Source organism: Vibrio maerlii (genome assembly GCF_003415655.1).
Lineage (GTDB): Bacteria > Pseudomonadota > Gammaproteobacteria > Enterobacterales > Vibrionaceae > Vibrio > Vibrio maerlii.
This window is the reverse complement of record NZ_QRHC01000004.1, coordinates 161,389-184,118: the sequence shown is the minus strand read 5'-3', so window position 1 is coordinate 184,118 and position 22,730 is coordinate 161,389. Positions and strand designations below refer to the sequence as shown.

Below are 22,730 nucleotides of genomic sequence, written 5' to 3'. Positions count from 1 at the left end.
TTATAAGTTACTTAGCTTTCTTTTTCTTCTTAGTCATCAGGTTAAGCAGCTAGCCTTGCAACGTTATGAGGAAGACGTAATTAAGGTCTAGATGGCTCTTATTTTTTGCTTGCTTACGCCATAACTAGACTCTCTGTAATGCATCTTTACTTATTCGGACCGAGGACAAGCTGTCTCATAGAGTACAGCAGCGTGTGATGTCAGATCTGTGCATTACAAGACAGCCAATGCTGCTTATATAACTAACTGGAGTAGAGATAAACCATGTTAAATTTTTTTGAAATAGTAGTGCTCACCTTCTTTGCACTACTCCCCATATCCAATCCATTTAGTACGGTTCCTTTGTACTTATCATTAACACGTGGGCACACCAGAGAATGGTCCAATCAACAAGCCTTGAAAGCTTGTTTCTTTATGGCGGGCATACTATTAGTTTTTCTTTGGTCTGGTGCGGTCATCATAGAATTCTTCGGTATTTCAATCCCTGCAATTCGTGTCGCGGGCGGCATCATCATTATGCGCGTTGGCTTCAGCATGTTGTCACCAAAAGACAACAGTCAGGAAATTAGCGCTGAGGCAAAAAAAGAATCAAAGAGTAAAGCTGATATAGCCTTTACGCCGTTAGCCATGCCCTCTTTAAGTGGGCCTGGTTCAATATCTGTTGTTATTAGTATGGCAGCTGGCTCAGATGATTTACCGGGTTACTTCGCAATCTCAACAGGAATTTTGTTGGTAGTATTTGTGGCGTGGATAGCGATGAAAGGAGCCCCTTTTATTTCCAAGGCACTGGGTGTAACGGGCTTGGATGCTCTTACTCGAATCATGGGCTTTATTCTTATCTGTATTGCATTTCAATTTGTGTTTGATGGTCTTGGTGGATACCTAGCAAGTGAACGTTTTATGGAACCGATCTTAAAGGCTATTTCATTAAATGCAGCCTAGCTCTAGGCCCATAGAAAAATGAGTATCAGGAATTCCTACCTTGATTAGAAATTCCTGCGACAAACCTACCTTTTAATACTGGGATAAAATCATGCGCAACCCAATCAATAATCTATAGTTCGTCGCCACTCTGTCGCCACTTGATTATTTTCAGGCAAAAAAAGAGCCGCTAAAAAGCGGCTCTTAACAGAAATCATTTTCTGTAGAATCAACCAATTTATGGTTGTTTCAACAATTTCCGGATAATAATCAGATTATTCTTTACCGAATACGTTATTCTCTTGCTCTTGTACACGGATGAAAGTAGTACGCTTAGTTAGCTCTTTAAGCTTTGCTGCACCTACGTATGTACACGTTGAACGCACACCACCAAGGATGTCAGAGATAGTGCCGTGAACAGAGCCACGGTATGGAAGAAGTACAGTTTTACCTTCAGCTGCGCGGTACTTAGCCACACCACCTGAGTGCTTGTCCATAGCCGACTGAGAAGACATGCCGTAGAACTTCATGAATTGTTTGCCGTCTTGCTCAACCACTTCACCGCCTGACTCTTCGTGACCTGCTAGCATACCGCCAAGCATTACGAAATCAGCACCGCCACCGAACGCTTTCGAAACGTCGCCCGCACAAGAACAACCACCGTCACCGATGATCATGCCGCCAAGACCGTGTGCAGCATCACCACACTCGATGATTGCAGAAAGTTGCGGGTAACCAACACCAGTTTTAACACGTGTTGTACATACTGAACCTGGGCCGATACCAACTTTAACGATATCTGCACCAGCAAGGATTAGCTCTTCAACCATATCGCCAGTAACTACGTTACCTGCAGAGATAACCTTATTAGGGAATTCAGCACGTACTTTTTGTACGTACTCAACAAGGTGCTCAGAATAGCCATTTGCGATATCGATACAGATGAAGATCAGTTCTTCTGATAGCGCCATGATCTGCTTAGTTTTCTCAAACTCAGCTTCAGACGTACCAGTAGAAACGAATACATTGTTTAGTGTCTTTTTGTCAGCACCTTTAACGAAATCTGCCCACTGCTCTACTGTGTAGTGCTTATGTACTGCAGTCATTACGTCATGCTCTGCTAGAGCCGCTGCCATTTCGAAGCTTGCAACCGAATCCATATTCGCGGCAATTACAGGTACACCAGACCATTGACGGCCGCTGTGCTTGAATGTAAACTCGCGGGTTAATTCAACTTGAGAACGGCTTTTAAGAGTAGAACGCTTTGGGCGGAATAGTACATCTTTAAAACCTAACTTAAGTTCTTGTTCGATACGCATGATAATTTGTCCTGTAATCAATATTACGTGTCGTGCGTTTTCGGTAAGCGTTGGCAGACGCTTTACTGAGTTTCGGACACAAAAAAACCGGAGCGTTGGCAGACGCTCCGGTTTTCAGCATTATAGGCAGTGATTTGGTTTTCGCAAGCATAAATTCACAATTTAAACGTTTGCTTAAAGCTAAACCAAGCCAAACATTACGTACCTCTCCTACCCTAATATCTTTGTAAATCACTGTTATTAAAGTGATTAATTTTTCTCTCATTGCGTAAGTAACTAATAAAAAAGCCCACAAAATAAATTTGTAGGCTTTGTCTTCTTGAAATCTTTATAGAACTAAGATTTATCTTCTACTGCGTTCTCATTGTGATTGTATATGTGTACATCGCGTTGAGGGAATGGGATTGATACGCCCTCTTCATCAAAGCGTTTCTTCACTGTTTCATTCACATCCCAATAAACATCCCAGTAATCGTCGGTCTTAACCCAAGGTCGCACAACAAAGTCTACTGATGATGAGTTCAGTGTGTGCAACTTCACCGTAGTCTCAGGACGCTTAAGCACTGATGGGTGTTCATCGAGAATTGAGTTAAGAATCGCTTTTGCTTTATCGATATCATCGCTGTAGCTAATGCCAAACACCATATCGACACGGCGAACACTCTCTGCTGTCACGTTATTGATCACATCACCCCAGATCTTGTTGTTTGGAATGATAAGACGCTGGTTATCAAAGGTTTTAATAGTCGTCGACACCAGATTCATATTTCGCACTTTACCAGTGATACCAGATACAGACACCAAATCCTCAACATCGAACGGACGATAGATAAGGATCATCACACCTGATGCGAAGTTAGATAAGGTATCTTTCAATGCGAAGCCAATTACCACACCGGCTACACCGAAACCCGTGAGCAGAGGGCCTAGGTTAATGCCAATTTGTGATAGTGCAATCAGTAGACCAATAAAGAACACCGCTTTTGAAGCCATGGAAACAAAGAAGTCTTGCATCAAGACGCTAAAATCCATTTTTGAGTGAGACACGCTCTTTCTCACAGCTTTAGACACCAAGCGAGCCAATACTCTAGTGATATAAATAATGACCACAAATACGATGAGTTTAACGATAATTGACGGAGTGTTCTCAAACGCCCAGTCATAGAAGACCGTCATCCACTCATCAAGCAACCCCAATGCAACCTCATAATCCAAAACATCGGCATTAATGTCACCAGTAGAGGTCAACAGAAGCTGTTTGTAGTCGGTCACATCAAGGGAGAATGTTTCCATGATGTTTACCGTTGTTTCTAAGCTCGCCAACATCACAGCAGATTGTTCAGCGAGGCGTGTTATCGTCGCCATCACTGCCGCTTTATCTTCTTCACTGATGTTCTTGAGGCGGCTTGAAGCATTCTGTATTTGTGTATCAGTAAATAGATACACATTCAATAGTTGCTCAGAGCGTGTTTCTAGTGCTGATGTAAACTCTTGCTTGATGATTGAAACATCTAAAGAACGAGATTCGGACCATTGAATCGTTTCTGCGAGCTCTTGGTAGTACACGTCCATATTGCGCAGTCGATCAAGAACCTTTATCTCGAGTTCTTTCTGTTCATCACCACTTGCCTCACGAGATGCTTTGGCAATTTTTGATGCATCTTCGCCACCCATTTTTAATAGATTACTAAGCAGCTCAGTTTGCTGAATAAGAACTTGGTTCAGCTTCTCTGAGTCTCCTCCACCAGCAATTGCCGCAGAGATTTCGATACGTAGCGCATCATTTTTACGACGTAGCACATCTTCTGCGAAGAGCTTTTCAATGCCCTCTTTCGATTCTAATGTGGTGAAGTTTTCAGTGAGTTTGTTTTGGGTTGCCAACAGTTTGTCGACATCAGTTTGGGAGTGGGCTGTTGCAGTGAATAGCAACAGCAAGGTAAACAGAGCGTGCCAAATTCGCTTCATCGTATATCCTTATAAGGTATTGTTGTACCTTACAAATTTAGCACACTTTATTTACATTTATTGAGAGATGTTAGAAAAAATCGATCGATTGGCGGCCGCTTTTCGCATCACGTTCTGGTGATGACTTCTTCGCTTCTTGCTTAAATGCTTTGCCCTTCTTAGATTTGCTCTTGTTCGAAGGGTTTTTCGCTGCTTTCTTGTTATTTGTTGTTTGTTTCGCAGTTTTCTTTGATGCTGCCTCTTTTTCTTTCTTAGGCTTCGATGCCTCAGGCTCGCTAACAGGCTGGTCACAAACGACAACATAGTACTCTTGATTAAATTCGAAGAAGTCACCATCGTACATCTTTCGGCGCTTACGAGTTTCGAGTTCACCATTGACGGCAACATAGCCTTCAGAAATAAAGTGTTTGGCTTCACCACCACCGCCCACTAGGTTGGCAATCTTAAAGACCTTATAGAGTTCGATTGGATGGGAAGAAACTTCGATACCAATGGCTTCAATCTCGATTTCATCACCTTCATCAATGAAATCGTCATATTCTTCGTTCATAGTAATGCTGTAATTATTTTTGATGTCGGTATTGTATGTCTTCAGATTCCGCAGTGCCATGTTTAAGCGAAAAATAATTTGCAATATGCAACTGACAACGTTGTTTACAAAAACTGACCGATATCGAATAATTATTCATCTCAGCTACGCATTATGTGATTGAGATAACCACTTTTATAAGAAGTTATTATGTTTAAAACAAGTGGCATTAGAATCATAATACACATACCGTTGTGCGTTTATACCGGGGTATGATTAGGATCTTAGAACGCTAGTTCCTTACACTTGCTTGCTTATGATTGTTGAAAGCTACTTTATAGGAATGTCATGCAGTTAGACATCAACCTACATTTTGGAATGTTAGATTTAGTACTCGATATGAGCACAGCGTTAGTGCGCTCTCAAGGTAACAAAGGAGAGTGTAGCTAATGAACAAGCAACAATTCGATGCTATCTTTGATGATCACTTCCATCATATCTTCGACGTATTTAATCAAGGACTTTTCTACCTCGATACTGAAGACCGAATGTCTTTCCAGAATCCCGAGTTCTACAAGATGTTTGATCTGGACTTGGATAACACATCTCTTGATCATTGGATCGCGCTTGTTCACCCAGATGACCAAGCGACCTTTAAACAAGAGGTCAAAGATCATATCGATGTAGATAAGCGTCGAGCAGTGAAGCAGTACCGTATTCGTAACCGACTTGGTGAGTACATTTGGATTGAAGGTACTGGTGTTATTGTCGATTCAGACAAAGGTCGCTACATGGTTGGTAGCCATAAGAACATCACTGAAACCAAAAAGATGGAGAACTATATCAACGAGGCGGCTTATCGCGACTCAGCAACAGGCCTAAGCAACCGACACAAGCTACAAGTTGATATAAATACCGCTCTAGAAGATAGCCAAAATCAGTACGCGTTGATCTATATTCAGATTGAAAATCTTCGATCGTATATCAACCAATTCGGCTCGAGCATACTCGACGATGTTCTTTATCAAGTAATACACAGTTTTGATGCCCTTTCACAAGATAATGGAACCTTCTATCGTGTACGCACCGACGACTTCGCGATTCTCTTGCGAGGAGAATATTCTGACGAATCGCTTGCTGCTATTTGTTACCAACTGATTAACTATTATCGCGAATCCTCTGCTGAGCTAGGCCATATGTATGGCAATGAGATGAGCATTGGCGTGTACCCGTTTTCAAACGACACAACAAGCGCTACGGATATCATCCATATCGCGTCACGTACGTGTGAGTACGCTAAAGAAAAGAATGACAACAACCTAGAAGTATTTAACGCTAATGTGCAGCAAAGCATCGACCGTTTTTTCTACATTGAACAGCAGCTTAAACAAGCTCTGACTACCGGTGAGGTTCACGCCAAGTTTCAGCCTATTATTTGTGCTAAAACCAATACTGTATCTAGCTTTGAGTCATTAGCGCGGTGGCGCAGCGAACAATACGGAGAGATTTATCCCGATGAGTTCATCCCTGTTGCTGAAAAAAAAGGATTAATCATCGATTTGGGATATGTCATCTTTGAAGAAGCGTGTAAGTTCATAAAACAATACAATGACCTCCACCAATCTGAGGTGAAGGTTAACGTCAATGTATCGGTATTACAGCTTCTTAACCCCAACTTCCCTGGGAACATAAAGATGATTGCTGATACCGAGCAACTTGCCCCTTCCCAAATCGTTATAGAGTTAACTGAAACCGTTATTTTGGACGACAATCCACACGGTAAAAAACAGTTAGAGAAACTCGCAAGCTTCGGTTTTAATCTGTCACTTGATGATTTTGGCGCTGGCCATAGCTCACTTAATACCTTCTTCGAACTGCCATTGAATCAAATCAAGATTGATAAGAGCATGGCATGGAAGGCAGAGAAGCAAGAAACTCCTCGTGAATATATCGAATTTCTAATCAAGATGTGTAACGCTCGCGGAGTCTATGTCGTAATTGAAGGCATTGAAACTGCAGAAATGTTCCACATTTTTGAAGAACTTGGTGCTAACTTCTTACAAGGCTATTGGTTCTCGAAACCTCTTTCAAAAGCTTCAGCAAGTAGCTACACCCTCTAATAAGAATGCTTAATGAAACAGCGATGTAATCCGTACATCGCCGTTTCTTTTTATCACAATGATCGTGAAGTCGCAGCACTAAGATAAAGACACAAGCGTTTGTGTATAACTCTCTTTTGGTTGCGAGAATAGCATTGCTGTTTCCCCTTGCTCCACTATTTCCCCACCTTTCATTACTATGGTGTAGTGGCACAGAGATTTCACTACGTGTAAATCATGGCTAATAAACAAATAAGTCAAACCGTATTTGCTTTGAAGGGACTTTAAGAGGTCTAGCACTTGAGCTTGTACAGTTCTATCCAGAGAAGAGGTTGGCTCATCAAGCAAAATGAACTCAGGCTTTAGGATAAGTGCTCTAGCGATCGCAATACGTTGCCTTTGACCACCTGAAAACTCATTCGGATAACGATGACGTGTATCGGGATCTAACCCAACTTCTTTCATCACCTCACAAATCGAATCGTCAAGTTCGTGATCTGATAAGTTCTTGTGAACAACAACACCTTCTCCAATTACCTGTGCAACTGACATTCTTGGATTCAATGCTGAGAAAGGGTCTTGAAAAACGACTTGCATCTTGTGTCGATATGGCAGCATAGCCTTACGGTCAAGACCTTGTAACTCGTTGCCTTGATAGTTGATTGAGCCTTCACTGTTGACCAACTGAAGAATCGCCATACCCGTTGTCGATTTTCCTGAACCACTTTCACCTACAAGACCAATCGAGTGGCCTTTCTTGAGCTCAAATGCCATATCGGTGACCGCTTTTACATGGTCGATAGTGCGTTTAAACAAACCACCTGTAATTGGAAACCAGACTTTAAGCTCATCAACCGAGAGTAGCTTTTCGGAGTCTTGAGCAACGGGGACTGGCTCGCCTTTGGGGTCAGAGTTAATCAGCGTTTGGGTGTATTCATGTTGTGGATTGTTAAACAGGGCTTGGCACTCACCTTTCTCTACTAGTCTTCCATCCTTCATCACAGCAACAGTATCGGCAATTCGCTTAACGATACTAAGGTCGTGGGTAATGAACAGCATTGCCATTCCCATCTCGGCTTGCAATGATTTAAGTAGATCCAATATCTGCGCTTGAACAGACACATCCAAAGCAGTGGTCGGCTCATCAGCAATCAACAGTTCTGGCTCATTAATCAGTGCCATTGCAATCATCACACGCTGCCTTTCACCACCTGATAGTTCGTGAGGATAGGCATTAATCTTTTGCTTCGGATTTCTTATGCCCACTTTCTCCAACCAAGTTACCGCGTACTCTTCAGCCTTTCTTTGCCTCATTCCCCGATGAATCGCTAGCGTCTCTACTAGTTGCTTACCAATTTTATGCAGTGGATTGAGAGATACCATCGGCTCTTGGAAGATCATCCCGATGCGCCCACCACGAATACCGCGCAGCTTACGCTCCGAACACTTAAGCATATCAATACCATCGAAGTGAATGGAGCCAGCTAGATAATTCGCAGAGCCTTTGGGTAGTAGTTTTAGGATTGCATTGGCGGTAACTGATTTACCAGAACCACTCTCGCCTACCAGCGCTAAGGTTTCTCCCTTGTGGATGGAAAGATCCACACCATGAGTCACCGGTTCCACTACCGTTTTACCCAAAGCCAGATCTTTACGACTAAAACCAATGGATAAACCATCTATCGAAAGTACTTGTTGGGAATCATTCTGCATGAGGTTTTCTTGTGTCATATTGAAGTTTACCCCTGCTGATGTGGGTCAAAGGCATCACGCACTGCTTCACCAATAAATACCAGTAAAGTGAGCATAATAGAAAGGACAGCAAAGGCTGAGAAACCTAGCCATGGTGCCTGTAAATTTGCTTTACCCTGTGCAAGCAACTCACCTAGTGATGGTGAACCCGCAGGCAAACCAAAGCCTAAGAAATCTAATGAGGTTAAAGTTGTCACCGAACCAGAAAGAATAAATGGCATCATAGTGAGAGAGGCGACCATCGCGTTGGGCAACATGTGACGTAGCATAATACGCCTGTCTTCTACACCTAGCGCATGAGCTGCTTTAACATAATCAAAATTGCGGCAACGTAAGAACTCAGCACGAACAATCCCAACTAAACTCATCCAACTGAAAGCGACCATAATACCCAGCAGCCACCAGAAGTTTGGCTCAACAAAACTCGACAAGATGATGAGCAAGAAAAGCGTCGGCATACCGGACCACACCTCAATGAAGCGTTGCCCCATCAAGTCTAACCAACCGCCGTAGTAGCCTTGACTCGCTCCAACTGCAACACCAATAACACTAGATATGATGGTCAGGATAAATCCAAATAATACAGAGATCCTGAAACCGTAGATGACTCGAGCCATTACATCTCTACCCTTATCATCAGTACCTAACCAGTTATCACTGCTCGGCGCAGAAGGTACAGGGCCGCCAATGTTGTAGTTGATGGTGTCGTAACTGAAACGAATTAACGGCCAAATGATGTAGCCTTTTTCTTCAATCAACTCTGTCACATATGGGTCGGTATAGTCAGCCTCGGTTTCGAACTCGCCACCAAACTCCGTTTCCGTGTATTGGTTGAAAATTGGAAAGTAATAACCTTGTTCATATTGAATCAACAAAGGTTTGTCGTTGGCAATAAATTCTGCGAACAAGCTCAAAACGAACAGTATTGAAAAGATCCATAGCGACCAAAAGCCACGCTTGTTGGCCCTAAAACGTAACCAGCGCGCTTCTACAATTGGGTTTCTGTTTCTATTTTTGTTAAACACCATTAACGCGCCTCAAAATCAATGCGAGGATCAACCCAGGTGTAGGTAAGATCCGAAATAATACTAAGCACCAAGCCCAGTAGCGTCATGATATAAAGTGAACTGAATACCACAGGATAATCACGTTGGATCGTTGATTCGAAGCCTAATAAGCCAATGCCTTCAAGGGAAAACATTACCTCAATAAGCATTGAACCTGTGAAGAAGATACTGATAAATGCACTTGGAAAACCTGCAATAATAATCAGCATCGCATTGCGGAAAACGTGCTTATAGAGAATGCTCTTTTCATCCAAGCCTTTCGCTCGAGCCGTCACCACATATTGCTTGTTAATCTCATCAAGAAATGAATTTTTCGTCAGCATACTCAAAGTTGCAAAGCCACCAATCACCATCGCAAAAGTGGGCAGTGCAAGGTGCCAAAAGTAATCTATGATTTGCTCATACCATACGAGTTGATCAAAGTTAGAGGAGACCAAGCCACGTAACGGGAACCAACTGAAGTAGTTACCACTGGCAAATAGGATGATCAGGATAATCGCGAACAAGAAGCCAGGAATTGCGTAGCCAACGATCACCAACGCACTGGTCCAGATATCAAAACGCGAGCCATGATGAATCGCTTTCATAATCCCCAGAGGTATGGAAACCAGATAAATAATCAAAGTACTCCATAAACCTAGTGAAATAGAGACGGGTAATCGCTCGACAATCAGATCAATAACATCCCCACCTTTGAACAAGCTCTCACCAAAATTGAACATGGCGTAGTTCTTCAACATATCGAAATAACGCTCATGGAGTGGCTTGTCAAAACCAAACTGCTTCTTAATCTCTTCAACCACTTCAGGATCTAAACCACGAGAGCCTTTATAGCCACTCACAGCTCCCTCATCACTGGAACTCAATTCCACTTCCTGGCCGCCACCAGAAAAACGCTCCATGATGCCAGAGTTTAGCCCCTCCATCTGAGCAACAGCCTGTTCGACTGGCCCACCAGGGGCAATTTGGATAATGAAGAAATTGATTGTAATGATTGCCCACAATGTGGGAATGACTAGCAAGAGTCGGCGGAAAATATAAGCAGCCATCCAATTCCTTTTGAGTTGTGATTTGATTGTTGAAACGAGTTAAAAGGCTACCTAATTGTAGCCTTTGATTAAATTATTAATGGTTAGCGACGCTTCTCAGGTAGCTTGGAGGCTTTCTCTTCTGAGATCCACCAAGTATCAACCCCTAGGTCATACGTCGGTTGGACCGCAGGACGTTCAAATTTATCCCACATCGCAACACGATATTTGTTCAGGTGCCATTGAGGAATAATGTAGAAGTTCCACTGCAACACACGATCCAGTGATCGCCCTAGGTTAAGAAGCATCTCTGGGTCTTGCTGGTTCTCGGTGATTTGTTGTGTCAGCGCATCAACTGCAGGGCTCATCACTCCAGCCGTGTTATACGTACTATCAATGAAGTTACTGTTCCAAACAATCATCAGGTTCGGACTCGGGTATGCGTTCGCAGAATAAGATGACGACACCATATCGAAATCACGATCTCTCAAGCGCTTAAGATACTGTGTCGTATCTATGCTACGAATCTTCATCGTAATACCCATCGACTTTAGATTCTTTTGCACTGGAATCGCAATACGTTCTGTCGTTGGGCTGTAGATGAGCATTTCGAACTCGAGAGGCTGACCGGTTTCAACATTGGTCATGACTTTATTCTTAAGCTCCCACCCTGCCTCTTTAAGAAGCTTAAAGGCTGTACGCATTTGTGAGCGAATTCGACCCGACCCATCCGTCACTGGTGGTTGGTATTCATCGGTAAACACTCGTGGAGGGATTTGCTCTTTAAGAGGGGTGAGAATCTTAAGCTCACCTTCTGTTGGCAAACCTTTCGCTTCGTATTCCGTATTTTGGAAGTAACTGCGTGAACGGGTGTATTGGTCGTAGAACATGTTCTTGTTCATCCACTCAAAATCCATTGCGTAGGTTAAGGCCTCACGCACTCGAATATCTTTGAACACCTCGGCTTGGGTATTAAATACAAACCCTTGAGTCGATTGAGGTTCTTGATGGCCAATCTCTTCCTTAACAATGAAACCATTATCGAAGTTTTTGCCTACGTAGGAGGTCGCCCAAAATTTAGCAGAGCTTTCGATACGAATATCAAACTCACCTGCCTTGAAAGCTTCTAACATTACCGTTTCATCACGGTAGTAGTCGTATTGGATCTGCTTGAAATTATTGCGACCAATATTCACTGGCAGGTCTTTCGCCCAGTAGTTTTCATCTAGCTCATAGGTCACGCTCTGACCCGGTTTATAGGTGGAAACTTTGTAAGGACCACTACCAACGGGTGGCGTATCTAATGGTTCTGCGAGATTTTGATCCTTCCAGTAATGCTCAGGTAGTACACGCATATTTTGCGCTAAACTGAAGAGTTTTTCTCTATTCGGTACTTCCATCTCAATGCGAGCAGTTAACTCTGATACGGCAGTTACAGCCTTAACATCTTTATAGTAAACACGGTATTGAGGAACACCTTGCGTCATAAACTTGTCGAAGGTAAACGCGACATCTTTAGCGGTAATTGACACACCATCATGGAACTTAGCATTCGGGTTAATATCCACTTCTAACCAAGAGTAATCAGATGCGTAACGAACCTTTTCAGCAATGAGTGGATAGTACGAGTCGATCTCGTCGCTTGGTGATGCCATCAATGTATCGTACAACTCACCCGTCCTTTGTGCAGCTGCACCGCGAGACGCATAACGGTTGAAATTGTCGTAAGTACCGATTTGCCCGTATGTTACTTTCCCTACCTTAGGTGCTTGCGGATTTACGTAGTCGAAATGAGCAAAATCAGCGGCGTATTTCGCTTCACCAAATCCAACCAATGTGGTGCCAGCGACAACTTCTACATCTGCCGCTTGAAGTGAAAGCGAAAAGCTGGAGGTGAATACTAGGCCTACACTGAAGGCCAATGTCTTGAGTTTTCCCATCAAGTTCCCCTAGAAGTCCATTTGAAAGGTAATTCTAATCAGTATAGAGAAAAATCTAACATCATGTAATAACTAATAAATTTATCCTGTAAACGAGTGTTTATTTTAAATCTAATCATTGCTATCCCTATCTTGTTATTCAATACTGAGATGTAAAGACAAAGTTAACAATGTAAGTTAAGCTTTGTAGCAATAAACCGCATGGAGAGCGCTAAATATGAAGGGCATCATTTTTACAGAATTTATGGAGCTGGTTGAATCTAACTTTGGTCTCGAAGTTTTGGACCAGGTACTCGAAGCTTCGAACGACGAAGGGATCTATACCTCGGTGGGTAGTTACGACCATCACGCCTTGGTCAAACTCATCGTCAACCTGAGCAAGACAACCGATATCCCGGCCGAGAAACTGCAAGAGGTATTTGGTGAAACAGTTTTCCTCAATTTACTACGTACGATTCCCCAAAAAGCAAGTTTAGTGAAAAGTGATAGCTGTTTTCAGTTTATTCGTCATGTTGAAGAATACATTCATGTAGAGGTGAAAAAGCTATACCCTGATGCAGAGCCTCCTCGTTTTGAGTTCATTTCAGAAACAGAGTCAAAGCTGGTAATGAACTACAAAAGTGCACGCTGTATGTCGCATGTGTGTTTTGGCTTGATCAAAGGTTGTGCTAAGCACTTTAACCAAGAAGTCGACATCGAGATGGAATCACTCAATGAAAGTGGTAGTGAAGTGAAGTTTATCGTCAACCTAGTTTAGCAAACGCTTATGAGCAGCAACGATACTCCCGCAAACAAGGCGCTACTTCGTAAGATGGCGCGCGAAGTCGCGTCACGTAAACAAGCAGAAGAACTACTTGAGCAAAAGAGCCTTGCCCTTTTCGAAGCCAATCAGAAACTTGAACTTGCTATTGCTCAGCTTGAAAAGAGCTCTGCAGAGAACCTCATAAAGCTTGAGTTTCAGCAGCAAATTGATGCCTTACTCATCCACTTTGGCCGCGTGTTCTTAAACAAGAACCTTGATGATATTTTGCTCGATAACTTTGCCCAAAAGCTCACGCAGAACAGTCTAATTTCTCGCTGTAACTTAAACATCCACCCAAGCTTGGCTCTCGGTTTAAGCAATCAGTATTTCGGTAATGAAAACTGGGATAACCAAGAGCCGCAGCCAGGATGGAAAGACAGAACACTACATATACCTTTAACGATCAACAGTGAAAAGTTAGGTAATTTAAGAATCGAGGTAAGCAATCACGACCTCGACCTTCAATTTGTAGAACGCGCTATTTTGCTAGTCGCTGAGCTATTGTGTGGCGCAATCAACCGACAACATATCATCTTAAGAAATATCGAATCACGAAAGATTGCTGAGGAATCCGAACGTTCAACCCGAGATTTCCTAGCCATGATCAACCATGAGCTGCGTACCCCTCTGAATGGTTTACTCGGTAGTTCAGAACTACTCGGGGAAACCTCACTTACTCACGAACAAGAAGTGTTAGTCAGCAATCTGTCTCAATCAGGCGAGCTGCTTCGTACCATCATCAACGACTTACTCGATTTCAGTAAGATTAACTCGGGTATGTTTGAGCTAATCCCAAGTGAGTTTGAGTTCAAATCATTATTAAGCACATTGAATAGTATCTTTGAGCATAAGGCTCAAGAGAAAGCACTGCTATTTAATATATCTACGACTGAATCCGTACCACCTACTCTCGAAGGTGACCTTGAAAGGATTACACAAGTATTCGTTAACCTCATTGGTAACGCGATTAAGTTTACTGACCAAGGATCGGTGATGGTGTCACTTGATTGGCAGAGTGAGTACCTCACTTTTTCTGTCAAAGACACTGGTATTGGCATTAATGAAGAGTCTCAAAGCAAGCTATTCCAACCTTTCACACAGGCTGATCGCTCGAGTAAAAGGAACTATGAAGGTACTGGTTTAGGGTTAGCAATCTGCCAACAACTTATCCAGCTCATGGGTGGCGAAATTAAGCTTCAAAGTCAACAGGGGGTTGGGACAGAGTTCTCTGGCACGATTCCACTTAAAGCGGTCAAACAATCAGAGAAGATTTCTGATTCAAGCGCTAAAAACAAAGTGCTCTCTCTTTCTGAAGACTTAGCGATTCTGGTAGTCGATGATATTCGCATGAATCAAGTCATCATTCGTGAAATGCTCAATAAGTTAAACATTAGCGCAGACATCGCGGCTAATGGTATTGAAGCACTGCAAGCCGCTGATGCAAGGGATTACGACCTAATATTCATGGATTGTCGTATGCCAGAAATGGATGGGTTTGAAGCAACTGTAGAGTTACGTAATCGACAGTTTACCAACCCCGTCATTGCTTTAACTGCTGGGACCACGCTCTCGGAACGCGAAAAGTGTATCGAGTGTGGTATGGATGACATCCTCACTAAACCCTATACAGCAGATGACCTAAAATCTGTCCTGCTAAAGTGGAGTGCCTAGCACTCCCTGCCCCTTACTACCATAAACTGGACACTGTCATTACCCACCTATTATCTCCAGTGAGTTCACGAACGAAGATAGGGAATCTCGCTTTTTCTTCTCAAATCTCAAATCGAAAAACCACCTATTGAAACCTTTCTCATAATAAGAATAGCAAATTCTCAATTTGAGAATACATCTTAAACAATTGAATTTTAATGATTTATTTTCTGGCACATTCCCTGCTCTGTATACCTTGAAAGAAAGTTATGACTACACGTTGTAACCATATCCAAGAAACGGAGTAAACATTATGGAACTGCGCAAAATCGATACAAATGAACAGCTACTCACTCTTACCGTAATTGGCGACTTTGACGCTTCATCAAGCAAACAAGCTCAAATCACGATCGATGATGTTCTGAGTAACGACCACCATCCTGAGATTGAGATTGACCTAGAGCACGTTGAGTTTCTCGATTCTTCAGGCATCGGCGCCATTGTTTATCTATACAAACGTCTCGTCGAAACCGACCGAGCAATGCGTATTGAACATGCCCACGGGCAACCGCTAAAAATGATGAACCTGCTGCGTATCGGCCAAGCAATCCCACTAAACAGCGTTTCAGAAACGACTGAGAGCAAAACTCGCGAGCCACATATGGCTGAGTTGACTCACTAATCAACGCTCACTAGATGTTTCGGTTTGGCTAGGTAAAGATTTATGAAAAATATAAAAAACAAAACTCAACTATCTACATTAGCGATTGCCTTAGCTCTTCTTGGAAGTGGCTGTACAAGCTACCCAGATGAAGGGCAAGGTGGTCTTGGTGAGTACACAGCGATGGCAGACTTTTCACCGGTCATGCCTGACGAACCATTAGGTCCTGAACATGGCTTGCGCTTCGATTGGCAGCTTGCTCGCCTTCAACTAGATAGTCTGATTCGTGAGGGAGCAGAATGGTGTTTTCCTGCCGCAGTTGTACAAGCTAAAACGAAAGAGAACCGTATTGCCCGAGAGCTTGAAGGAAACCTGTTATTAGACGCTGCTAATGATCTTGTCATTTTGAGAAAGAACCTAACTAAGCTGGAACAACAACTCGATTACGTAACTAGCCAAACTCGTTGTGACCCACCAAACCAAAACAAGCTACAAAGCGAGATTGCGGTTATCGAACAACTTGTCGCTCTACTGAACGTCGATAACCAATTCGCTATCGATTCAACAGAAATCAACCCCAAATACATGGGACATCTAGCTGAAGCAGCGAATATTCTGAAGGAACACCCTCAACTTAACCTAAACGTTACCGGCCATGCCGACATGGCGGGTAGTGCTGAATACAACCAACAACTAGCGATGGGACGCGCCAAACAAGTAGAGCGTTACCTAACGATATTTGGACTAGCACCATCACGTATCCATACTCACTCTGTCGGTGAGTCATTACCCCTTTTTGAAGGGGAGACCGCCGCAATAAAACTGACTAATCGCCGTGTAAGCATCGACATCGTTTCGACTAGCGCGCAGGGAGGCCAAAATGAATACTAAACGAAACGACTCAATTAAACGCGCGATTTTGGCTCTTGTTCTCGTTGTACTTTGGGTAGCTAGCCTTTCAATCGCTAACGCAAAGCCTGTTCAAATTGGTGACCTTGTTCAAGTCAATCTACCCGGCGAACCAACGCTTAACCGCGGTTTCCAAGTCGATAAAAACGGCCGAATCAACCTACCTGAAATCGGTCAGGTTTACGTAGCAGGATATGAAGAAGACCAACTGGACAAGGTTATCAGGTCTAGCTTGAAACAGGCGTTTCGAGATGTATCTAATGCAAAGATCTATGTGTCAGAACGCCAAATCCTGATTTCTGTTCAAGGTTATGTCCAGTCCCCAGGGGAGTACACACTTCCAGAGACGGCTACAGTACAAATGGCATTGTATGCCGCTGGTGGGCTTCGCGCTGGTGCACAACTTGACAAAATGCAACTTAAACGCGGTAAAGACAAAACGGTCTTTAACTACAAACAGTTTTTAGACACAGGTAATTCTGACTCGTTGCCTAAGCTGAAGTCTTTAGACAGCCTGTTCATTCCAGCATCACCTATGGTGGGTAATATCGAGCAAGAATTTGATGCCGCTAAACTTGCAAACGCCGGTGACAGCGCCGACTCACGCTCAGCGGTGAAGGTATTCGGTGAGGTCAATGCGCCGGGCTCATTCAGCTACAAAGAAGACATGGACCTTGTTGACATCATCATGCGCTCAGGTGGTGTAACTCGTTACGCAAGCGTCGAGCAAATCCGTGTTATCTCAAACAACACTCCGACTCTATTTAACCTTAAAAAATACTTAGACAGTGGCGACCAATCACTTCTACCAACCCTTTCAAAAGGTGCGACTGTCTTTATTCCGAAGATGGAAGAAGAGATCAAATCAGGCTCAAACACAGTATATGTAATGGGTGAAGTGGCCGCTCCGGGTGCTTTCCAAGGCAATAAAGGGGCTACTTTCATGGACATTCTAGCTAATGCTGGTGGTCCAACCCGTTTTGCTGAGTCTCGTCAGATTCGCGTAATCAAGGCCAATGGTCGTGTACAAAACTTTGACCTAACCGCGTTTACCGAAGGCCTAGCCGGAGCTCGCCCTCCACAAATCGAACCAGGTGACGCTATCTTTGTCCCTGAAAAAACAGACATGAACGAGAAGTCTTGGCTGAAGGTTGCACCGAACCGCGCCGTTAGCGTAATTGGTGAAGTGGTTCGTCCTGGTCGTATCGAGTGGTCTAATGAAATGGACTTGATGGACCTACTAGCACACGTGGGTGGTCCGACACTTCGCGCAGATACGACGACAATTGAGGTCGTCACTAGCGGTGGTAAGACTGTGGTCTTTGATTTGGATGCATTCATTAAAAATGGCGCCCTGAAATCACAACTGCCTCATATTTCTGCCGGCTCAATTGTTCGAGTACATGACCTGCCACAAGATCCCTCTGACAACAAATCTCAGTGGGTTCGCCAGAGTTCAGATGCTTCTATCTATGTCTTTGGTCAAGTCAATGCACCTGGTCGTTACCGCTTTACCAAAGAGATGCATTTCCTAGACATACTATCTGCAGCGGATGGGCCAACTAAAGATGCCGATATCCACAATATCCGCATTACGCACCGCGATAAATCTTACTCAAAGGTAAGCAAGCTAAACCTATCGCTTTACTTCGAAACAGGTGATGAGTCGCTGCTACCTTCAGTAACCACAGGTGATACCATTTACATCCCAGAGAAAGACAAAAACTGGTTAGATCGCTCAAAAGAATCAACGGTGCGTGTTCTAGGCGCCGTAAACAAACCAGGTCGTTACGTGTTTGATGACAACATGACCATCCTAGACCTACTCGCTGAAGCTGGCGGTCCACACGAGCAAGCTTACCTAGAGAAAATCAGCGTAGTGAACATGTCATGTTGTCAAAGCCAAGCCGTCACCTTCGACCTAGTTGAGTTCAGCAAAACTGCGAACTTCCGCAAACTACCAGTGTTACGCGCTGGCGACACCATCTATGTTCCCCACCAACGCGACAGCTTTATGGAGAAAGCAAGAAGCGGCCTAGATGATGTCCTTAAGATTGCTACGACCATTGTACTAATAGGAGCGCTGTAATGACTATTTTAAGCACCCATGCCGAGGTTGAGCAGTTATTCATCCATTTAGAACTTAAGGGATGTAAGTCAATTTGCATGACCTCTGACAAGGCAAGCTCAGGAACAACATCCCTTGCAATGGCGCTGACTGAACGCTACCTATTAGCTGGCTATCGAACGCTATATGTGGATTTCAACCTGTTCAACCCAAGCTTCAAGCCATTTCCCTTAGTATCTATTGACTCGTTCACATCGCCAGCTCAATCAAATGCCATCGAGTTAGTCGAGCACATTGAGAGTCATCAAGTTTTTTCTGGCATTTCGGCGCCGATACGCCGACCAGATCAGATGCCCTATCGAGACCCAGTATCGTTAAGCGGAAGTATTATAAAATGGCAGGATAATTATGATCGCATCGTATTTGATACCACCCCGCTAACCCAGTGCAATCAAGCCAATATCCCAACTCCCGTCATCGCCAGTTGTTGTGATGCTACGACACTCGTTGTTGCTGGGGGGCTGAGTTCATCGGAAGACGTTCAATATTCTCTTGAACAACTCTCATCATGCGGTTGTCCTTTTGTTGGCGTGGCTCTGAACCACTTCCGGCAGCAAAGTTTCTTAGAAGCCATTTTAACTTCTAACTCACTCCCTAGATGGTTACCAAATCGGATTAAAAACAAGCTAAAAAGCGCTATGCAACAAAATTCTTTATTCCATCACGCGATTTGACATACGACATTCGCATTATCGACAAGAATTGAGTGACTAAGGTGTTAAAAAGATGATAAAAACATGGGTAAGAAAGATTTGGAACTCAAACGACACAAGTGATCTACAGTTAGAACAAGAACTTGATTCGTTGAACGATCCACCGAAGGAGAGAACCATGGCAGGGAATTCAGAAGCCAATCTCATCAATCAAGAAACGATTGAACAAATTATTAAAGATACGAGCTTAGAGGTACTTCCGATGCTGATCGAAAGCTATCTTGAGGAATCTGAGCTGCGCACTCAAAACATCGTCAACGCGATTGATGCCGATGACTATCAAACCTTAGAATTCGAAACTCATACTCTAGGCAGCACATCGCTTGCCATGGGCGCAACCGCGCTGGGGCTGCTTGCACGCAAAATGGAAGCTTCATGCTTAAATGGTGCACCTCAAGAAGCATTACCATTTCGAAACGAACTCGAAGAACTTGCTAAGACGTCACGAGAGGCTCTACTCGCGATACAAACACGATTGCAACAGGGCTAGCCTTTCACCACCCTAGGCAACACGTCACGCTAGGTTAAAAAACAACTAATAAAAAGAACGTAAGAACAAGGAAGTAGTATGAGGCCGAAAGTATTACTGGTTGAAGACTCAAATTCATTAGCCATTCTGTATCAACAATACGTCAAAGATGAACCCTATGACCTGTTCCATGTAGAAACAGGTCGTGATGCCAAGCAGTTTATAGAGCGTCAACAACCGCAGCTTGTCATTCTCGATCTAAAACTGCCGGATACCACGGGTGAAGAAATTCTGGATTGGATCGTTGAAAATCAATTCCCTACCTCTGTTATCGTTGCAACCGCGCATGGCTCTGTCGATGTTGCAGTAAACCTAATTCAAAAAGGTGCGGATGACTTCCTCGAAAAGCCCATTCAAGCCGATCGCTTAAAGACTTCGGTTCAGCTTCACCTGAAACGCGCCAAGCTAGAAAACCTCGTCAATAACCTAGAAACCAAATTCGACCGGAATAACTTCCATGGTTTTATTGGTTCAAGTTTGCCTATGCAAGCAGTCTACAAAATCATTGAATCGGCAGCACCAACAACTGCTAGCGTCTTCATTAATGGCGAAAGCGGTACAGGTAAAGAAGTTTGTGCAGAAGCTATTCATCGCGAGAGTAACAGAGCCAACAAACCATTTGTTGCAATCAACTGTGGTGCTATTCCACGTGACCTCATGGAAAGTGAGATCTTCGGTCATGTAAAAGGTGCGTTTACAGGCGCAACTACTGACCGCAAAGGTGCTGCAATGCAAGCCAATGGCGGAACTTTGTTCCTTGATGAGTTGTGTGAAATGGAACTCGAAATGCAGAAAAAACTGCTGCGTTTCTTACAGACGGGGACATTTACACCGCTTGGTGGAAGCCGAGAAATGAAAGTCGATGTGCGTATTATATGTGCGACCAACCGTGATCCTTTGAAAGAGGTTGAAGAAGGCCGATTCAGAGAAGACTTGTATTATCGTGTGCACGTGATTCCAATCGATATGCCACCACTTCGCGAGCGTGGCAAAGATATAGCGACACTCGCTAAGCACTTTGTGAAGGTGTACGCCAAACAAGATGGTAAGAAATTCACGGGCATCACTGCCGATGCTGAAAAAGTGATTTCTAGCTACAACTGGCCTGGTAACGTTCGCCAGCTACAAAATATTGTCAGGAATATCGTTGTTTTAAACGACGGAGCCAAAGTAGAGATCAGCCACTTACCTGCCCCTCTCAATCGACCAATAGTCAAAACCACGCCTAAAGTGGACAACCCGCCGCCAAAGCCAGTACTCAACCCAGAACCTGTGTATCTGCAGCCTGAGGCTATGACTGCTCAACCTTTCGGCCAAGGTATGAATCCAAACTCAAGTGTGGATTCCGTAGCTCAAGTAGAGGAACCACAGCAACATTCTCCAGATAACAACGAGATGGTTGATACCGTAAAGATAAAACCTATGTGGCAAGTAGAGCGTGAAACCATTCAAAACGCAATAAAGGCATGCGATGGCAATGTGTTGAATGCCGCGGTATTACTCGATCTCAGCCCATCAACGGTTTACCGTAAAAAACAGCAGTGGGAAGCGGAAGATGAGCAGTTGCAAGGCTGATGCTCTGGCCCCAAGCTCTTCTGCAAATTTGGGTTCTTCCGAAACCCAGAACGCTTGTCGAACAAAAGGTGAGCTATGGATCTTAATCGATAGTCTCACCTATGGCGGAATAGAGACCCATGTGGTCGAGCTTGCTAACGGCCTTAAGCAATTTAACCAACAGGTTCGAGTCGTATTGTTAGCTAGGTACGGCAAACCTTCAGCAATAATCGACAAACTCAAAGCTCTAGACATTCCGTATAGTTATGTCGAAGACCTCTACACCCAATCTGTGAATGCAGTGACCGTTCATTCCAACAAGCCATTACCTAGCCCTCTCAAGCAACTGCTGATTTCGATTCGCACTTTCCAACCGTCAGTTGTGCATGCTCACGGTTATAAGGCGAGTATTTTCAGTAAGCTGTGTAAACTCATGTTAGGTTCGAGCTTCTCTCAACTTACTACCTTTCATGCCGGTGAAACCCCTGTCGGCCGAGTGAAATGGTACGACCGTCTTGACCGCTACTCTGCTTTTTTATCTGATCAACGCTTAAGTGTTAGCCAAACGATACAAAGTAAAGTCCCCGCCAAAAGTCACGTACTAAATAACTTTATTACGATGCCTGATTTAGTTTCTGAGAGTCAAACTGGCACCACTCGTCAGCACGTCGCCTTTGTTGGACGTCTAAGTCATGAAAAAGGACCTGACCGATTCATCAAGCTTGCCCAAGAACACCTTGAAGTCACATTCACACTATATGGCGATGGGGATATGCGTGATGAACTCACTAGCCTTGCTAGCGACAATGTCCGCTTTGCAGGTTTTCAAACCAACATGGCACAGTGTTGGGGTGAGATTGACCTACTAGTGATTACCTCTCGCTTTGAAGGGTTACCAATGACGGCCATTGAAGCGATGGCGCGAGGTATTCCCATTCTCTCTTTGAACGTTGGCGCAATTGTTAACCTAATCGAAGATCAAAAAAACGGGTGGATTGCATCGGATATGAGCTCTCTTTCAACAAAGTTACAGTCCTATCTATCCCTTTCTCAGAATGAGCTAAATATCATTCAACGCTCAGCTCGAAATACCGTGTCTTCAAACTTCTCTACGGAAGCCGTTATTCCTCAAGTTCTCAAGTTATACCACAGCTAATCAAATCC

17 protein-coding genes and 1 pseudogene are annotated in these 22,730 nt (G+C 43.7%); 11 read left to right on the top strand and 7 right to left on the bottom strand.

The genetic code is table 11. The features are described 5' to 3' along the window. Nucleotides 1-264: 264 nt before the first annotated feature. On the top strand, nt 265-942 hold the full coding sequence (locus tag DPF91_RS08315) for a MarC family NAAT transporter (RefSeq protein ID WP_117233949.1): 678 nt from the start codon (nt 265-267) through the stop codon (nt 940-942). 254 nt (nt 943-1,196) lie between these two features. Here DPF91_RS08315 and DPF91_RS08310 read toward each other — a convergent pair whose 3' ends face one another. The 3 genes from DPF91_RS08310 to DPF91_RS08295 form a co-directional block, all read right to left on the bottom strand. Then, nucleotides 1,197-2,240, bottom strand: coding sequence for a GMP reductase (locus DPF91_RS08310; RefSeq protein WP_117233948.1), 1,044 nt, complete (start codon nt 2,238-2,240; stop codon nt 1,197-1,199). A 336-nt stretch (nt 2,241-2,576) separates the two neighbouring features. Continuing rightward, nucleotides 2,577-4,205 carry a mechanosensitive ion channel family protein gene (locus DPF91_RS08300; protein ID WP_117233946.1) on the bottom strand — a complete coding sequence of 543 codons (1,629 nt, stop codon included), beginning with the start codon at nt 4,203-4,205 and terminating at the stop codon, nt 2,577-2,579. Nucleotides 4,206-4,275: 70 nt separating this feature from the next. Then, entirely contained in the window at nt 4,276-4,755 is a 480-nt protein-coding gene (locus tag DPF91_RS08295) for an RNA-binding S4 domain-containing protein (protein WP_117233945.1), read from the bottom strand. Between the two features lie 428 nt (nt 4,756-5,183). Between DPF91_RS08295 and DPF91_RS08290 the strand changes: the two genes are divergently transcribed. After that, nucleotides 5,184-6,854, top strand: a complete 1,671-nt coding sequence (locus DPF91_RS08290) for a sensor domain-containing protein (RefSeq protein WP_117233944.1) — start codon at nt 5,184-5,186, stop codon at nt 6,852-6,854. 78 nt (nt 6,855-6,932) lie between these two features. Here the strand turns inward: DPF91_RS08290 and DPF91_RS08285 are convergent, their stop codons facing one another. From DPF91_RS08285 to DPF91_RS08270, 4 genes and pseudogenes are all read right to left on the bottom strand, one after another. Beyond that, nucleotides 6,933-8,564: an ABC transporter ATP-binding protein gene (locus tag DPF91_RS08285; protein WP_241033789.1), complete on the bottom strand. Its 1,632-nt coding sequence runs from the start codon at nt 8,562-8,564 to the stop codon at nt 6,933-6,935. An 8-nt stretch (nt 8,565-8,572) separates the two neighbouring features. Then, entirely contained in the window at nt 8,573-9,613 is a 1,041-nt protein-coding gene (locus tag DPF91_RS08280; RefSeq protein ID WP_117233943.1) for an ABC transporter permease, read from the bottom strand. Continuing rightward, nucleotides 9,613-10,701: a microcin C ABC transporter permease YejB gene (locus DPF91_RS08275; protein WP_117233942.1), complete on the bottom strand. Its 1,089-nt coding sequence runs from the start codon at nt 10,699-10,701 to the stop codon at nt 9,613-9,615. The genes DPF91_RS08280 and DPF91_RS08275 overlap by 1 nt, the downstream gene beginning before the upstream one ends. Nucleotides 10,702-10,784: 83 nt before the next feature. Then, nucleotides 10,785-12,524 (bottom strand): annotated as a pseudogene (locus DPF91_RS08270) (extracellular solute-binding protein); the annotation flags it as partial. 313 nt (nt 12,525-12,837) lie between these two features. Here DPF91_RS08270 and DPF91_RS08265 point away from each other — a divergent pair. The 9 genes from DPF91_RS08265 (at nt 12,838) to DPF91_RS08225 (ending at nt 22,722) form a co-directional block, all read left to right on the top strand. Further along, nucleotides 12,838-13,377: a heme NO-binding domain-containing protein gene (locus DPF91_RS08265; protein ID WP_117233940.1), complete on the top strand. Its 540-nt coding sequence runs from the start codon at nt 12,838-12,840 to the stop codon at nt 13,375-13,377. A 9-nt stretch (nt 13,378-13,386) separates the two neighbouring features. Continuing rightward, nucleotides 13,387-15,093, top strand: a complete 1,707-nt coding sequence (locus tag DPF91_RS08260) for an ATP-binding protein (protein WP_117233939.1) — start codon at nt 13,387-13,389, stop codon at nt 15,091-15,093. Nucleotides 15,094-15,385: 292 nt separating this feature from the next. Then, on the top strand, nt 15,386-15,754 hold the full coding sequence (locus DPF91_RS08255; RefSeq protein WP_117233938.1) for an STAS domain-containing protein: 369 nt from the start codon (nt 15,386-15,388) through the stop codon (nt 15,752-15,754). 42 nt (nt 15,755-15,796) lie between these two features. Beyond that, on the top strand, nt 15,797-16,624 hold the full coding sequence (locus tag DPF91_RS08250) for an OmpA family protein (protein WP_117233937.1): 828 nt from the start codon (nt 15,797-15,799) through the stop codon (nt 16,622-16,624). Beyond that, complete coding sequence (locus tag DPF91_RS08245; RefSeq protein WP_117233936.1) at nt 16,614-18,731, top strand: SLBB domain-containing protein; 2,118 nt, start codon at nt 16,614-16,616, stop codon at nt 18,729-18,731. Before DPF91_RS08250 ends, DPF91_RS08245 begins: the two co-directional genes overlap by 11 nt. Beyond that, nucleotides 18,731-19,444, top strand: coding sequence for a P-loop NTPase family protein (locus tag DPF91_RS08240; RefSeq protein ID WP_117233935.1), 714 nt, complete (start codon nt 18,731-18,733; stop codon nt 19,442-19,444). The genes DPF91_RS08245 and DPF91_RS08240 overlap by 1 nt, the downstream gene beginning before the upstream one ends. A 157-nt stretch (nt 19,445-19,601) precedes the next feature. Further along, nucleotides 19,602-19,973, top strand: a complete 372-nt coding sequence (locus DPF91_RS08235) for an Hpt domain-containing protein (RefSeq protein WP_164684088.1) — start codon at nt 19,602-19,604, stop codon at nt 19,971-19,973. Between the two features lie 78 nt (nt 19,974-20,051). Beyond that, entirely contained in the window at nt 20,052-21,587 is a 1,536-nt protein-coding gene (locus DPF91_RS08230; RefSeq protein WP_117233933.1) for a sigma-54-dependent transcriptional regulator, read from the top strand. Further along, entirely contained in the window at nt 21,568-22,722 is a 1,155-nt protein-coding gene (locus DPF91_RS08225; RefSeq protein ID WP_117233932.1) for a glycosyltransferase family 4 protein, read from the top strand. The genes DPF91_RS08230 and DPF91_RS08225 overlap by 20 nt, the downstream gene beginning before the upstream one ends. Nucleotides 22,723-22,730: the final 8 nt, after the last annotated feature.

Coding starts and splice junctions, on each gene's coding strand:
- DPF91_RS08245 (WP_117233936.1), top strand. CDS start 16,614: ATGAATACTAAACGAAACGACTCAATTAAACGCGCGATTTTGGCTCTT.
- DPF91_RS08275 (WP_117233942.1), bottom strand. CDS start 10,701: ATGGCTGCTTATATTTTCCGCCGACTCTTGCTAGTCATTCCCACATTG.
- DPF91_RS08290 (WP_117233944.1), top strand. CDS start 5,184: ATGAACAAGCAACAATTCGATGCTATCTTTGATGATCACTTCCATCAT.
- DPF91_RS08300 (WP_117233946.1), bottom strand. CDS start 4,205: ATGAAGCGAATTTGGCACGCTCTGTTTACCTTGCTGTTGCTATTCACT.
- DPF91_RS08310 (WP_117233948.1), bottom strand. CDS start 2,240: ATGCGTATCGAACAAGAACTTAAGTTAGGTTTTAAAGATGTACTATTC.
- DPF91_RS08280 (WP_117233943.1), bottom strand. CDS start 9,613: ATGGTGTTTAACAAAAATAGAAACAGAAACCCAATTGTAGAAGCGCGC.
- DPF91_RS08265 (WP_117233940.1), top strand. CDS start 12,838: ATGAAGGGCATCATTTTTACAGAATTTATGGAGCTGGTTGAATCTAAC.
- DPF91_RS08230 (WP_117233933.1), top strand. CDS start 20,052: ATGAGGCCGAAAGTATTACTGGTTGAAGACTCAAATTCATTAGCCATT.
- DPF91_RS08235 (WP_164684088.1), top strand. CDS start 19,602: ATGGCAGGGAATTCAGAAGCCAATCTCATCAATCAAGAAACGATTGAA.
- DPF91_RS08250 (WP_117233937.1), top strand. CDS start 15,797: ATGAAAAATATAAAAAACAAAACTCAACTATCTACATTAGCGATTGCC.
- DPF91_RS08295 (WP_117233945.1), bottom strand. CDS start 4,755: ATGAACGAAGAATATGACGATTTCATTGATGAAGGTGATGAAATCGAG.
- DPF91_RS08315 (WP_117233949.1), top strand. CDS start 265: ATGTTAAATTTTTTTGAAATAGTAGTGCTCACCTTCTTTGCACTACTC.
- DPF91_RS08255 (WP_117233938.1), top strand. CDS start 15,386: ATGGAACTGCGCAAAATCGATACAAATGAACAGCTACTCACTCTTACC.
- DPF91_RS08285 (WP_241033789.1), bottom strand. CDS start 8,564: ATGACACAAGAAAACCTCATGCAGAATGATTCCCAACAAGTACTTTCG.
- DPF91_RS08225 (WP_117233932.1), top strand. CDS start 21,568: ATGAGCAGTTGCAAGGCTGATGCTCTGGCCCCAAGCTCTTCTGCAAAT.
- DPF91_RS08260 (WP_117233939.1), top strand. CDS start 13,387: ATGAGCAGCAACGATACTCCCGCAAACAAGGCGCTACTTCGTAAGATG.
- DPF91_RS08240 (WP_117233935.1), top strand. CDS start 18,731: ATGACTATTTTAAGCACCCATGCCGAGGTTGAGCAGTTATTCATCCAT.